17 protein-coding genes and 1 pseudogene are annotated in these 13,789 nt (G+C 51.9%); 11 read left to right on the plus strand and 7 right to left on the minus strand.

Going from position 1 to position 13,789, the window contains the following annotated elements; translation table 11 throughout:
- Positions 1-7 precede the first annotated feature (7 nt).
- The 4 genes and pseudogenes from rbsK to QMO62_RS26425 all read left to right on the plus strand — a co-directional run bounded on the left by rbsK (position 8) and on the right by QMO62_RS26425 (position 3,201).
- On the plus strand, positions 8-919 hold the full coding sequence (gene rbsK / locus QMO62_RS26415; RefSeq protein WP_284645490.1) for a ribokinase: 912 nt from the start codon (positions 8-10) through the stop codon (positions 917-919).
- A 40-nt stretch (positions 920-959) separates the two neighbouring features.
- Positions 960-1,865: a dihydrodipicolinate synthase family protein gene (locus tag QMO62_RS26420; RefSeq protein WP_284645491.1), complete on the plus strand. Its 906-nt coding sequence runs from the start codon at positions 960-962 to the stop codon at positions 1,863-1,865.
- A 103-nt stretch (positions 1,866-1,968) separates the two neighbouring features.
- Positions 1,969-2,055, plus strand: a pseudogene (locus QMO62_RS33450) (hypothetical protein); the annotation flags it as partial.
- A gap of 126 nt (positions 2,056-2,181) precedes the next feature.
- A complete protein-coding gene (locus QMO62_RS26425; protein WP_284645492.1) occupies positions 2,182-3,201 on the plus strand; it encodes an NAD-dependent epimerase/dehydratase family protein in 1,020 nt (339 codons plus the stop codon).
- Between the two features lie 61 nt (positions 3,202-3,262).
- Here QMO62_RS26425 and QMO62_RS26430 read toward each other — a convergent pair whose 3' ends face one another.
- Entirely contained in the window at positions 3,263-4,282 is a 1,020-nt protein-coding gene (locus tag QMO62_RS26430) for a ParB/RepB/Spo0J family partition protein (protein ID WP_284645493.1), read from the minus strand.
- A gap of 170 nt (positions 4,283-4,452) precedes the next feature.
- On the opposite strand from QMO62_RS26430, the gene QMO62_RS26435 reads away from it, so the two are divergent.
- On the plus strand, positions 4,453-5,442 hold the full coding sequence (locus QMO62_RS26435; protein WP_284645494.1) for a glycerophosphodiester phosphodiesterase family protein: 990 nt from the start codon (positions 4,453-4,455) through the stop codon (positions 5,440-5,442).
- 9 nt (positions 5,443-5,451) lie between these two features.
- Here QMO62_RS26435 and QMO62_RS26440 read toward each other — a convergent pair whose 3' ends face one another.
- The gene (locus tag QMO62_RS26440) at positions 5,452-5,580 is read right to left on the minus strand and encodes a hypothetical protein (protein WP_284645495.1); all 129 of its coding nucleotides are present in this window, start codon (positions 5,578-5,580) and stop codon (positions 5,452-5,454) included.
- A 98-nt stretch (positions 5,581-5,678) separates the two neighbouring features.
- On the opposite strand from QMO62_RS26440, the gene QMO62_RS26445 reads away from it, so the two are divergent.
- Both QMO62_RS26445 and QMO62_RS26450 read left to right on the plus strand, forming a co-directional pair.
- Positions 5,679-6,656: a D-2-hydroxyacid dehydrogenase gene (locus QMO62_RS26445; RefSeq protein ID WP_284645496.1), complete on the plus strand. Its 978-nt coding sequence runs from the start codon at positions 5,679-5,681 to the stop codon at positions 6,654-6,656.
- 20 nt (positions 6,657-6,676) lie between these two features.
- A complete protein-coding gene (locus tag QMO62_RS26450; RefSeq protein ID WP_284645497.1) occupies positions 6,677-7,273 on the plus strand; it encodes an ATP-binding protein in 597 nt (198 codons plus the stop codon).
- A 63-nt stretch (positions 7,274-7,336) separates the two neighbouring features.
- On the opposite strand, the gene QMO62_RS26455 is transcribed toward QMO62_RS26450, so the two are convergent.
- Positions 7,337-7,624, minus strand: a complete 288-nt coding sequence (locus QMO62_RS26455; protein WP_284645498.1) for a hypothetical protein — start codon at positions 7,622-7,624, stop codon at positions 7,337-7,339.
- Between the two features lie 208 nt (positions 7,625-7,832).
- Between QMO62_RS26455 and speD the strand changes: the two genes are divergently transcribed.
- On the plus strand, positions 7,833-8,648 hold the full coding sequence (speD, locus tag QMO62_RS26460) for an adenosylmethionine decarboxylase (protein ID WP_284645499.1): 816 nt from the start codon (positions 7,833-7,835) through the stop codon (positions 8,646-8,648).
- Here speD and QMO62_RS26465 read toward each other — a convergent pair.
- Entirely contained in the window at positions 8,642-9,607 is a 966-nt protein-coding gene (locus tag QMO62_RS26465; RefSeq protein WP_284645500.1) for an ABC transporter substrate-binding protein, read from the minus strand. The genes speD and QMO62_RS26465 overlap by 7 nt on opposite strands.
- On the minus strand, positions 9,547-9,810 hold the full coding sequence (locus QMO62_RS26470; RefSeq protein WP_284645501.1) for a hypothetical protein: 264 nt from the start codon (positions 9,808-9,810) through the stop codon (positions 9,547-9,549). Before QMO62_RS26470 ends, QMO62_RS26465 begins: the two co-directional genes overlap by 61 nt.
- Positions 9,811-9,933: 123 nt before the next feature.
- Here QMO62_RS26470 and QMO62_RS26475 point away from each other — a divergent pair, with 123 nt between their 5' ends.
- From QMO62_RS26475 to QMO62_RS26485, 3 genes are all read left to right on the plus strand, one after another.
- Complete coding sequence (locus tag QMO62_RS26475; RefSeq protein ID WP_284645502.1) at positions 9,934-10,893, plus strand: D-2-hydroxyacid dehydrogenase family protein; 960 nt, start codon at positions 9,934-9,936, stop codon at positions 10,891-10,893.
- A 153-nt stretch (positions 10,894-11,046) separates the two neighbouring features.
- Complete coding sequence (locus QMO62_RS26480; RefSeq protein ID WP_284645503.1) at positions 11,047-11,826, plus strand: hypothetical protein; 780 nt, start codon at positions 11,047-11,049, stop codon at positions 11,824-11,826.
- Positions 11,823-12,281 carry a hypothetical protein gene (locus QMO62_RS26485; protein ID WP_284645504.1) on the plus strand — a complete coding sequence of 153 codons (459 nt, stop codon included), beginning with the start codon at positions 11,823-11,825 and terminating at the stop codon, positions 12,279-12,281. Before QMO62_RS26480 ends, QMO62_RS26485 begins: the two co-directional genes overlap by 4 nt.
- Before the next feature lie 31 nt (positions 12,282-12,312).
- Here the strand turns inward: QMO62_RS26485 and QMO62_RS26490 are convergent, their stop codons facing one another.
- A complete protein-coding gene (locus QMO62_RS26490) occupies positions 12,313-12,534 on the minus strand; it encodes a hypothetical protein (protein WP_284645505.1) in 222 nt (73 codons plus the stop codon).
- Positions 12,534-13,739, minus strand: a complete 1,206-nt coding sequence (locus QMO62_RS26495; protein WP_284645506.1) for a Ger(x)C family spore germination protein — start codon at positions 13,737-13,739, stop codon at positions 12,534-12,536. The genes QMO62_RS26490 and QMO62_RS26495 overlap by 1 nt, the downstream gene beginning before the upstream one ends.
- Between the last annotated feature and the right edge of the window lie 50 nt (positions 13,740-13,789).

The raw sequence follows: 13,789 nt of genomic DNA on the forward strand, positions 1-13,789 counted from the left end.
TAACGAGATGAGTTCGAAAGTAATCGTAGTAGGAAGCTTAAACATGGATTTGGTCGTAAGCGTCGATAACTTACCCAAAGAAGGAGAAACACTTCTGGCGCAGCGCGTATCCGAGGTCCCGGGAGGCAAAGGAGGCAATCAGGCGGCGGCGGTCGGCAAGCTGCAAACGCCGGTTGCGATGATCGGCAAGCTCGGTTCGGACGCTTACGCGGAGGGGCTGCTTGAATCGTTAAGGCTCTCAGGTGTTCATACCGGTCCTATTATGATCTCGGAAGGACGGACGGGATTGGCCCTGATCACAGTTGACCGTGCGGGGCATAACCAGATCGTCGTTATACCTGGCGCCAACAATGACTTGACCCCTGGCGATATCGAAAGCCAAAAGCATATCATAGAACAGGGCGAGCTTGTGGTGCTTCAATTGGAGGTCCCTTTGGAAACGGTTGAGCATACGCTTCGTTTAGCCAAGGAGCTAGGGAAAACCACGGTTCTGAATCCCGCGCCCGCCCGAAAGCTCAGCGATGAAATATTGCAGCTGGTCGATTATTTGATTCCAAATGAGCATGAGCTCCTGAGTATGACAGGGGTTGATATTTCGGATCATTCGGGGGTTCGGGATGCAGCAAAGCAGTTTATAGATAAAGGAGTCCAAGCGGTCATCGTTACCTTAGGGGATAAGGGCTGCTGTTATGTGGGGCGGGATTCGATCAAGCAATATCCCGCCTGTAAAGTGGAGGCTAAAGATACGACGGCCGCCGGAGACAGCTTTATCGGGGGCTTCGTTGCCGGTTTATTGGAAATGCAGGATGTGGATGCTGCCATAAAGCAGGCAATCAAAGTATCCGCTTTAACAGTAATGAAGCATGGGGCGCAGGAATCTCTTCCGACCTTGGAAGAAGTTGAACGCTTTGGGAAGTAACAGGCATATGAAAAAAAATGGACATGGGAGATGGAGAACAATGAAGCATTTGCATGGAGTTACAACAGCGATGGTGACCCCGTTTGACGAAAATGGCAAGGTACGGCTTGACCTGGTGGCGAATCTTACCGATTTTTTAATTTCGAAGGGCGTCCACTGCCTGTACCCGTTAGGCACAACCGGTGAAATGCTTCGGTTGTCCGTAGAGGAACGGAAAGCTGTTGCGGAAACGGTTGTCAAACAAGCCAACGGCCGTGTGACGGTTTATATTCATGTGGGGGCTATGAACGAAGACGATACAATCGCTTTAGCCAAGCACGCTTATGAGATTGGGGCAGACGGAGTCGGTGTTGTGACTCCTGTATTTTTCGGAGCGAGCGACCGGGAGCTGGAGACATACTACCTGAACGTCGCTCAGAGCATTCCGGAGCATTTCCCGATGTATCTTTACAGCATCCCGCAATGCGCCGCCAACGATATTAAGCCGGAGCTCGCTCAGCGCATCGCCGACCAATGCCCTAACGTCATCGGCTTAAAATACAGCTTCCCCGACTTCTTACGAGTAAACGAATACTTGACGATAAACGACGGCGAATTTTCCGTAGTGCCTGGCGCCGACCGTTTGTTTTTGCCGGCATTAGCAATGGGCTGTGAAGGAGTTGTATCAGGGGTATCCTGCGTATATCCGGAGCCGTTCGTAGCGGTCTATGAAGCCTTCAAGCAGAACGATCTCGACAGGGCGAGAAAGCTGCAGCGGCTCGCAACCAAATATTGTGAAGCGGTTAAGAGCGGAAGCAACATGTCATATTTTAAAGAAGCGCTGAAATTAAGAGGAATTGACGCCGGTGTCATGAAAGCTCCGCAGCTGGACATTCCGGGAGACGAGATTAAGAAGCTTGGTGAGCTGTTGGCTCAATTGGATCAGGAAGCCAAAGAATTGCTGTGAGAAGCGATAGGAGGATCACGATGAATCCATCCGAATTTGTGGTATGGCGAGAGCTTGCGCGCTTTTTTAAGTGAGAACCTAAAGCATTCTAACGGACCTCCCGTTGAATGCTCATAACCAGAAGAGATTGCCGGCCTTCAGCATCTACGGTAAGGATGTTCAGGATATGGGAGACAGCTCTATTCCGACGGATGTACAGGAGTTAGGCAACGGCTTGAATGATGTTCCGGTTCCCATCCCTGACCTCGCATGGTACAATAGAAGGAGAAGATTGCACACGTGTGCAATCCAAATCCTAAAGATGGGTGGCGAGCTAATGAAAGTGTTGGTTTTGGGCGGTACAGGTGTCATCAGCAGTCAAATCTCGCAGCAGCTGCTTGATGCCGGGCACGAGGTGACGATCTTCAACCGCGGCTCGAAGAGCCTGCCGCAGCCGGAGCGTTACGAATGGCTGGTTGGGAGCAAATCGGAACCGGAGGCATTCCGCGCGTTAATGTCGGGACGAAGCTTCGATGTCGTGATCGATATGATCAGCTTTAACGAACAGGATGCCCGCCTTACTGTGGATACCTTCCGCGGAAGTGCTGTTCAGCTGATTTTTTGTTCCACCGGAGCCGCGTATAAGCGACCTTTCCGTACCACACCTGTTCGCGAAGACGACGAGCTGCTGTTCGATGATCCTGGTTTCCCTTATGCCTATGAGAAGGCTCAAATGGAGTTATATTTGAACGGACTCAGCCGGAAGGATGGACCCGCTATAACCATCATCCGGCCTTCATTAACGTATGGCATCGGAGCGGCGAACCTGGGCGTACTAAGGCAAAATTACAACATTGTTCATCGCATTCGCAATGGTCTCCCGCTGGTGATGTTCGGGGACGGCAAGCTTCCATGGAGCTTTACCTTTGCCCCGGATTTGGCGAAAGCCTTCGTGGGAGCAGTGGGGAACGAGCGGACCTACGGTCAGGCCTATCATGCCACGAGTGAGGAGAACCGGGTATGGGACGATTTATATCTGGAGTTCGGACGCATTCTTGGAATCGAGCCGAACATCGTTCATTTGCCGACGGAGCTGCTGATGAAGGCGGATCCCGGGATGTTTGCCCACCTAAATTACGAGAAGAGCTACGCGGGTCTGTTCGATAACTCGAAGGCGAAACGGGATATTCCAAATTTTCAGGTCACGATTTCGCTGAATGAGGGACTGCGGATGATGCTGAACTGGTATGAGAGCGAAGGACATACCGTGGATGCTGATAAAATGCGGCTGGAGGACCGGCTCGCGGCTATCCACGCGGACTGGAGCCGGACCATGGGGTCTTTCGGGGCACAGTAGACGGCATGCAAATAGGCGGGGTGGCTACCTATTAGGGGTAGCTCCCGCCTCTTTTATTGAGTTATTTCATCCGCTCCCGAATGCTTTTCCACTCCGCAAGGTGTTGTTCCAAATCTGTAATCAGCCGGTCGACTCCGGCCACAAACTCGTCTCTATGCTGCACCCGGGCACAGGACTGCGCAACCTCTTCCAGCAGGGGACTATAAGCCGGGAGGGCGGCAAGCAGCTGCTGCAGCTCGCCTTCGATAGGCGTGGCTGCCGGTGCTTCGCTTTGAAGGGCAGCCGTGGCTTCGGTTTCCTTCGCGCTTTGCTCGGATTTTCCCTTCTTCGCCGCCGCGGGCTTCGGCTCCTCCTGGGATCGGGCCCGTTCCGCCTTGTTATGCTCATATACCGACCAGGTCTCCAGAAGTCCCGGACCTGATTTCAACAGAAGCTTGTCCTTCGTGCCGGCGGAAATTTCCTTATCTTTGAACAGCTTCGCAATTTTCTTCACATCGCTTACGGGCAGCTCATCCCTTGCGATGATCAAGGCCAAAGGATCCCTATGCTCGAGCGGCAGGTCTTTAATCGGCAGCAGCTGATCCTCGGTCAGCCTGTCTTTCCGTATCTCCGTCCCGCTGACGACCAGCTTGCGGACCGCCGTGCCGAACTTGAGTAAATCGAGCTTGTTCTTTATGTACGATTCCGGCTTGCCCAGCTTACTGGCCAAAAACTTAGTCGATGCCGTAAATTTCGGATCGTTCAGCAGCTTATGGAACGCCTCCGCCTCCTCGATGGGGGTGAAGCCGCTTCTCGTTAAGTTCTCGGCAATTTGCTCCAAATAAATTTCCACTTCATCCGTAACGTTCGAGACGATGCAGGGGATCGTCGGCAGACCCAGCGCGAGGCAGGCTTTGTACCTCCGGTTGCCGTAGATGATTTTATAACGTCCGTCCTGCGTCGTTCTTACCTTAATCGGAGAAAGCAGTCCAAGCTCCTCAATGCTCTTGACCAGCTCCTCGAGAGACTCCTCGTCAAATTGATATCTCGGCTGATCCTTATCTTCCTCAATAAGGTCAATACGTATTTGGGCGATGTCCATTCGTCGATCTCCTAATCTCTTGAATCTCTTAACGTATCTATCAGCTCTATTATAGCTTACGAGCCTGCGAAGGGGGAAGCTCCGATCAACGTAAGGGATCCATCAGGGATCTATCAGTACTTCCGCCTTGTGAGATCAGCTACAATAGGTATAGAACAAGGAGGGAGAAGATGAACTTCATTTATCGTTTATTCCAAAAGAGGAGCGTTCAGATCGTACTGCTGCTGCTTCTCCTCGTTTATTTGAATAACAGCTCCTTGCTGGCCGCGGACCGTGAGGGCACGCCACTGCTGCTGGCTCATCGGGGAATGGCGCAAACCTTCACCATGGAAGGCATTACGGGGGATACCTGTACGGCTGAGCGCATCTATCCGCCGGAGCATCCATACTTAGAGAATACGATTGCTTCCATGGAAGAAGCCTTTAAGGCCGGGGCGGATATCGTAGAGCTGGACATTCACATCACCAAAGACAACCAGTTTGCCGTATTCCATGATTGGACGCTCGACTGTCGGACGAACGGGAAGGGCACAACCCGGGATTATACACTGGCTGAACTGAAGCAGCTGGATATCGGCTACGGCTACACGGCAGACGGCGGACAAACGTATCCTTTTCGCGGGAAGGGAATCGGACTGATGCCTTCCTTGGATGAGGTGATGGAGCATTTTCCGCGGCATTCGCTGCTGCTGCACGTCAAAAGCAACGATCCCGAAGAGGGCAGACATCTGGCACGGTATTTGTCCATCTTTTCGGAGGAACGCCGAGAGCTGATAACGGTATATGGCGGAGACCGGCCGATCGCGTCGCTTCGCGAGGAGCTGCCCTCCGTGCGGGCCATGTCGAAGCAAACGATGAAGGCTTGCCTCATTCCGTATGCCGCCTTGGGCTGGACCGGATACATACCGGGGAGCTGTCAGGGGAGGCAGCTGCATATACCCGAAGAGATCGCTCCGTATTTATGGGGCTGGCCTAACCGCTTCCTGCAGCGGATGGAAGAGTCCGATGTTCGTGTTATTGTCACCGGAGGGAACGGGACGGAATTCTCCTCCGGCTTCGATTCCCTGGAGGATGTCAAGAGATTGCCTAGGGGCTTCGACGGAGCCATATGGACGAATCGGATCGATCGGCTTGCCAAGTGGGATCGCGTCATTCGATAGGTGCAGCTGCTAACCGCGATCCCACTTCCAATAATATACTTTCGGCAGATGAAGCTTGGGTGTATGATGGAGATAATCAGCAATAAGTGTCATTGAGACGAAGGAGACGAGATTCCAATCCACGGCTTGCTTAAACATAGGCACATCCCCTTTTATCCATATATTTCTAATGTATTCGGGGGAGGAATGTCCTTATGCTGATTAGAATCCATGCCTTTTGATGAAGGGAGCTTCTTATGACATCGATTGTCGTCTTGGACGGTTACACCTTAAACCCGGGGGATCTGAGCTGGGATGAGCTGAAGCAGCTGGGAGAGGTGACTCTGTACGATCGGACCTCACCGGAAGACATTCCTTCCCGGGCAGCCCATGCGGAGATCGTATTAACGAATAAAACGCCGCTATCCGGCGAGACCTTGGCGAAGCTCCCGAAGCTTCGTTATATCGGTGTGCTTGCTACCGGCTATAACATCGTCGATATTCATACTGCAAGAGAACGAGGCATTCCTGTAACGAATGTTCCTGCCTACAGCACCCGATCGGTCGCTCAGCTCGTCTTCGCATTGCTCCTGGAGCTGTGTCATCGAGTGCGGCTGCACAGTGATGCGGTCCATTCGGGCGAATGGACGAACAGTGCGGATTTCAGCTTTACCAAGTCGCCGCTGGTGGAGCTGGCCGATAAGACGCTCGGACTGATCGGCCTTGGGAGAATCGGCCTGCAAACCGCCCGAATCGCACAAGCCTTCCGTATGAGGGTCATTGCCGTAGGCAGCGGAAGAAGTCAGCCCGAGGCCTATGAGGGGATCGAGTGGGTTGATCGGGAGACCGTGTTCCGGACATCCGATGTCGTCAGTCTGCATTGTCCGCTCACCCCGGAAACGGAACGTATGATTAACGCGCAATGGCTCCGGCAAATGAAGCCGACGGCGATCTTGATCAATACGTCGCGAGGAGGGCTAATCGACGAATCGGCGCTTGCAGAAGCTCTGCATAGCGGAGCTATAGCAGGAGCCGCACTGGATGTACTCTCGACGGAGCCCCCGGGTGAAGACAATCCTCTGTTGAATGCACCGAATTGTATCATCACCCCGCATATTGCCTGGGCCACAAAGGAGGCGCGCTCGCGATTGATGGATGCTGCGGTGGAGAATATCCGCTGTTATCTTGCGGGGCAAGCGGCGAATGTCATCAACGGTGTGTGTGAAGTAAAATAAACGAGACAAGGGTGAAGGCTTTGATCATTTGGATCAACGGCGCGTTCGGCTCGGGGAAAACCCAGACATCGTATGAGCTGCATAGAAGACTTCCCCAATCGATGGTTTTTGATCCTGAAAACGCGGGCTATTACATTCGAAAAAGCATACCCCGCGATATCGCCAAAAGCGATTTTCAGGATTATCCGATGTGGAGAGAGATCAACTACAGCATGCTGAAATACTTATCAATGGAATATAGCGGCTGTATCATTGTACCGATGACGATCGTGAATCCCTCGTACTTTCAGGAGATTGTCGGAAGACTAAGAGCGGATGGAGTGACGGTGAACCATTTTGCTCTGTGCGCTTCCAAGGAAATGCTGCTGAGGCGGCTTCGCAGCAGAGGCGAAGGGAGGCAATCGTGGGCGGCACAACAGATCGACCGCTGCCTGGCAGGGTTGACCGACGAAACCTTTCGGCATCATCTGGATACGGAGCATATGACGGTTGCGGCGGCTGCCGAATCCATTGCCGCGATACTGCAGCTCCCGCTACAGCCGGACCCGCGAGGTAAGGCTGCCAAAGCAAGGGACCGGCTTCTCACGCAAATCAGACAAATCCGGTTTTTCAGGTGACAGAAGGGCTGTCCCGAGGTGGAGATCATCCGCTTCAGGACAGCCCTTGGCTGTATCAATAGCTTACTTAATCACGATCGCGCCTTTCGGTAATGGTACGTCCTTGGCTACCACCACTAGCCCAACACCACCTGGAACCCATGCCACCTTGCAGTCCTTAACCGAAATGTACTTCCCCGGAACCTTAACGCCGTTCACTTCCGTGACGGGAATGGACACGGTTGCCACGGGCTTGGTCGCAGCGGTGGAAGTTGCTTTCGGATCTGCTGTAGTGGCAGCGCTTACAACGTTGGGGAGTAAAAGAGCAGAGCAGACGAACAGCGCGTATACTTTCGTTTTCATGCTTTTCACGGGCCATCTCTCCTTTGACAATGGGTTAACACGGAACAACCATGCTGCGCTTCAATCGCTAGTTGCTACATCGTATTCGCCGCGATTGCGTCCTATGATCGGAAAAGCGGCTGCTAGTTATTAAATTAGCATCAAATTGTGTTTTTTTGGGAATAAGTATAGATGAGCATTGGTACTGAACATAGGAAAAATAAGGGGAAATCGCATAGTGAAACTGACTCCGGAGCAGCGCGTCACGCTGCATGGCTTTAACAATCTGACGAAATCGCTAAGCTTCAATATGTATGATATTTGCTACACCAAGGATGCGGAAGAGAGGGAAGCCTATATCGCGTATATTGACGAGCAATACAATGCAGACCGGCTTACTTTCATTCTGAACACGGTTGCCGATATTATCGAAGCCAATGTGCTGAGTGTAGCCAAGCAGGACTATGTCCCTCAAGGGGCGAGTGTGACCATGCTCGTATCCGAGGGTCCTGTCGTCGAGGTGCCAACGGAGTCGTTTGAGGAATCTCCGGGACCTCTGCCGACCGCCGTCACGATGAGCTTGGACAAGAGCCATATTACGGTACACACGTACCCCGAATACCACCCTGACGAAGGGATCAGTACGTTCCGCGCGGACATTGATGTTTCGACCTGCGGAGAAATTTCACCGCTGAAGGCGCTGAATTATTTGATCCATTCCTTCGATACCGATATTATGACGATCGATTATCGGGTACGAGGCTTTACGCGGGACATCAGCGGCCATAAGCTGTTTATCGACCACGAGATCAGCTCAATTCAGAACTATATTCCCGAGGAGATCAAAGCGCTGTACGATATGATTGATGTCAACGTATATCAGGAAAATGTTTTTCATACCAAGTGCAAGCTGAAAAATTTCGATCTGGATAATTATCTCTTTGGCTATACGAAGGAAACGTTGACGCAGGAAGAGCAGGAGAGCATTACAGACCGGTTGAAGACGGAAATGGACGAAATTTATTACGGCAAAAATTTGTTGTTCTATCATTGAGTCTCCCGTGGGGAAAACCATACGTCTTTGAATCGCAGCCAGCCGCTGGAGGATAGCTTCACCCCGCGCAAGCGGCGGTGAATTACAGTGGATACGATGTTATGGAACAGACAAAGAACGGCATGCTCCTCCTGAAGAATTACATCCATTTGCCGAATGGCTTCTACGCTCATAAAGCCGTCCAGATTCATGAGCGCCTGCTCCAGAAGCTTCTCCAGCTCTTCCTTGGTAGGGGCAGGCAGATAAGATTTCCAAAGCCCGATATCGCTTCGTATCATTTGGTGCAGGAATAAACCCCCGGCAAACGCCTTCAGCACGAAGCGCTCCTTGGTCTGCTCCTCGATAGTAAAAGGGCCTGAACCTATAAGAGGTTTGTGGTCCTTGGCAGCGATGGTGAACCGTGGGGAGGCGAGGACATGCAGGAATAGCGAATTCGGCTCCTTTAATGTAATGGAAACCGCCAGCGGACCAAGAGGAGCAATCTTCCGGATCAATAGCGCCCAATAATCCGAACGATCACCGCTCGTTCTAAGCCGGTTCAAAGAATAGACAACATCCTCTGAAGTTAATTCAGCCCCGTGATGAAAACGGACGCCTTTCCTTAAATAAAAGATCCACTGCCTGCCGCTCTCATCACAGTCCCACTCCAGAGCCAAGTGGGGGACCGGTTGATGCCGCTCGGCATCCCACTCCACAAGCGTATCGAATACCTGCTTGACCCAATGCGCATCCGTGCGGAGCCGCGAGTTTAATGGGTCCAGTGCTCCGATCGGCCGATAGTACGGGAGCCGGAGTACATCCTCATTCCCGCCATCCGTAACTTCCTGCCGCCACCCGAATTGGGTTGACATCCAAGCGGTCCATGCCGCTTCGAAGCCGTCCCGAGCTCCGTATTTCCTTACGAGATCATGTGCTGCCTGGATTTTCCCGCTGCGAATTTGCTCGATGGCAAGCTCCATGAGGTGCTCCCGGAGCTGACGGTGGAACCGAATCCGGGAATAGTGCCTGCCCCTTGTTCGCTCCATTTATGGAGCAGCAGCTTCACGTTCTGGCGGGTGCATATCAGCAGTCCGCGCAATTCATCTATCGTCACAGTGATTTCCTGAGACAGCCGATCCGGAAAGTTGGCTCTTACAAGCAAATATGCCTCTTGATGTGTCACGCTTTCATCTCCGTTCCTCAGGTCATAAAGGGCAAGTTAATGAGAAAGATTATAGACTTTTTCTTTCCCTTTTGACAAGGTAGTATAGAGGAAAAGACGAACACTAAAGGAGAGAGCCGTAATATGAAGCTGCGCTGTGCGATTCTGGACGATTATCAGAAGGTGGCATTGGAGGCGACGGATTGGTCCGTGCTTCAGGACCAGGTTGAGCTGGAATCGATTCATGAGTACATCCAAACGGAGGAGGAGCTGGCACTGCGGCTGGCATCGTACGACATTCTGGTCATTATGAGGGAGCGTACGCCTTTCCGGGCTTCTCTGCTGGCACGCTTGCCGCGGCTTAAGCTGCTTGTAACTACGGGATTGCGCAATGCGTCCATCGATCTAGCTGCCGCGGCTTCCCAAGGCGTGACGGTGTGCGGTACGCCCGGCCATTCAGAGCCGCCCGTCGAGCTTACATGGGCATTATTGCTTGGGCTGGCCCGGCATGTCGCCGATGAGCATCAAGCCTTGCGCGCAGGAGGTCCTTGGCAGACCACCGTCGGCACTGACCTATACGGCAAGCGATTGGGTCTGCTGGGGCTTGGGAAGATCGGAAGCCGGGTAGCCCGGATCGGACAAGCGTTCGGGATGGAGGTCATGGCTTGGAGCCGGAACCTGACGGAGGAAAAGGCGGCGGAGCAAGGCGTATTGCTGGCCGGCTCCAAGGAGGAGCTGCTGGAGGGCAGCGATTTTGTTTCGATTCACTTAGTCCTCAGCGACCGGACGAGAGGATTGGTGGGGGAGGCCGAGCTGCAGCGGATGCGTTCCACCGCATACCTGATCAACACCTCGCGTGCTGCGATCGTGGATCAGACAGCGCTGGCAAAGGCGTTGATGAACGGCTGGATTGCAGGAGCGGGATTGGATGTGTTCGATATCGAGCCGCTGCCGCAGGACCATCCATATCGATCGCTGCCGCGTGTGCTGACAACACCGCATCTGGGCTATGTAACCCGGAGAAATTATGAGACCTTCTACCGCGGGGCGGTGGAGGATATTCAAGCGTTCCTTGAGGGGGTGCCGATCCGGCGGCTGGAGTAATTTAAGCTAAAGAAAGCCTTCATTTTGATGATGAAGGCTTTTTTAGCTTAACTATTTTTATAAAAACCCTTAAAAAGGAAATAATGGAATAATAATAACAAGCGGAAGGTTTGTATTGCTTACCGGCTTTGTACCAAAGGGAGCTGCAATCATATGAAGAATCAACGTCATAAGCATCTTTTTGCCATCACTCCTTTTGGCATTACACATTTGCAGGAGCATAATCCCATTATGGTAGCTTGGTGGTCTGCCGTTTTCCCAGGGTTTGGGCACTACTTGCTTAATCAGTATACAAGAGGAACCTTGTTAACCTTAAGTGAAGTGATCACCAATTCGTTAGCTCATATTAATGAAGCGATGATCTACTCCTTTTGCGGAAAGTTCGAGCTTGCCTCATCCATCCTTGAACCGAAATGGACTTTCGGGTATCTGATTATTTACCTGATTGCCATTTGGGACAGTTATCGGTCTGCCGTGTACCAGAAGAAATTATTCCGACTGCTGAGCATTCAAAGTCTTCCCCTTCGACAGGTCGGTATCTTCTCCTCGGAAATCCAATACCTGGAGCTGAAAAAACCGCTCGTCGGTGTCATTTTCTCCATATTTTTTCCGGGGCTGGGCCAGCTTTATAATCATCGGTTCGGGCTGGCGTTTTACGCGATGTTTTGGTGGTGGTTCTATATATCCATGTCCGGAATGCATGAATCCTTGTTGCACTTACTATTAGGCAGACTTCAGGAATCCATCAATATCCTTCAGCCTCACTGGCTGCTATTCATGCCATCGGTCATGGGGGGGGCGATTTATCATGCTTATGTTACTGTAGTTGAGCATAACAAGCTTTACTGCATCTCACAGCGCCGGCAGCTCTCTCTGCGATATGGAAGCACCAAGCTCCGAATAGTCCCTTTTACAGGAGATTGTAAAGAATGAACATTTTCGCGACCTTCGAGCATAGTATTGAAGTCGAAATCGCCTTAACGGAGCTGGAGAATCAATGGATCCCCCGGGAGCAAATACTCGTTGTTTTTATGGAGAACGAGCCTTCACCCGCTCATTTGCAAGCGAGGAAGAAAACGATGGCATCCAATGCTTTTGAAGTAGGGATGGCGTGCGCGACCGGGAGTGCCGTCATTGGAGCGAGCTTCGGGTTTATTTTAAGCTGGGGCCCTATCATTTGGGGACTTATCGCTACAATCTTTGGCTTTAGCGCAGGATTTTTCTTATTTTACTTTTTAAAAAAGAAAGGTATTCGTCCCTATCAACGAACAAATGGACCTGCTATTCTGGTCATTGTTCAGTGTACGGAAAACCTTGTAGGACAAGTAACGGATCTCATGTGGCAGTACAAGGCGCTCACCGTCGGACAAGCGGAAGAGCCTTCCTGATGAACAGCCGGAAGGCCCGACATCGATAAACCTATTTCTCAAGCAGCTTTCCAAGGGGGCTATATAGGGCATCGATGAGCTCTGTCGGCCCTGGCATTTCGGGAAAAAACATGAGAAGGATGGAAAGCTGCAGCCCTAGTAGCGTGAGAATGCCGTAAGTCCATTTTTCCCTTTTCCCCCTGATGCGGGGCCATTCATACAGCGTCATCATCCCAACGGTCGCTAGCAATCCCAGCACATTCAACCACTTCATTACTTCTTCACCTCTTCCTTTGGTAAGCTGCCGCCGGAGGTGATCATTCCAGGTCGGAGTACCTTTGCTTTTGCCTCTACATTGACCTCAATCGTCGGGAATTTGTCCTCCCACTGCCCCTTCAGTTGATCCCATTGCTTTGAGTATCGGCTGTGAAACACTTCATTAAACCCGAAGATATCGGCCTTAAGCTCCTGTTGCGCTTTACGCAATGCCAAACGAACCCGATCTTCAATATCCTTCTCTAGAAGCTTTCCCAGCTGCCGGGTAATTTCCGGCTTCTTGATATCCAGTCTCGTTGTGTTCTGTATGATATCGTCTTCCGTTTCAATCTTTACGGTCATGCTCCATGTATCTCCGCTAATGTTAGGGATAAGCTGCGTGCTGCTTTTGAGCAGCAAGAACGACACGTGGCCGCCGTCTTCTCCGTCAGGGGCTACGGTTACGACGGCTCTGTCCATCTCATTGCGAAGCCAAAGAACCCCGCGCGTTGACTTCTGGTCGAGCTTACCAACCATCCGGTCATCCTTGAAGACGGCGGAACCCTTGATATAGGGGATCGGCTGATGATGTTCGTTTTCTTTAGCGTGAAGCATCTCTACCCAAGGAAGCACTGCGGCATTCGAGTCTCCGGATAACATCTGAGCGAGCTCGTTAACGGTAATATTCAGACCTATTTTGGATTTCACCATTTCCTTCAGCACCTCGGCGGAGAAGCGTTCCAAGGGGGGGATGGATTCCACCACTTGTTTGGCTTCCCCGTTGCTGATGAAGAGGTTCGAACGCTCGCGCATTAGCGGGAATCGCAGGATAAAGTCGACTTGCTTTCGTATTCCCGTGGCAGCAAGCTTCTCACCGATGATAAATACTTCGGTATGGCCCCAGAACAGTCTGCGGGGTAATACCTCCTGGACCTTTGACATTGCATCGGCTATCGTGACACCGGTCCCCGTCCTTACGATAGATTGTCCGCCGCCGCCACCTTCCGGCTTGCCCCCACTCATGCTTTTCCCCCCGCCACCTCCCGTTCGGGGAATAAATACTTGGACGGAAAGCCGGATCTCATCGCCGCCGCTTTTATCAATAGCAGCAGCCGTAACCAGGGCCAGGTCATTCACCTCGACCCTGTCCCAGCACCCGCCAAGCGAAAGCATAACCAAGCTGCAAATAACCAAACGCGCCATGTAAGCCGGGTTTCTCCGCATACAATTCTTTCTCTCTCCCTCGCATTAGTTGCACTTCAGCCTTGCATCGA

The organism is Paenibacillus silviterrae (genome assembly GCF_030167925.1).
In the GTDB taxonomy this organism is placed as follows: Bacteria; Bacillota; Bacilli; order Paenibacillales; family NBRC-103111; genus Paenibacillus_G; species Paenibacillus_G silviterrae.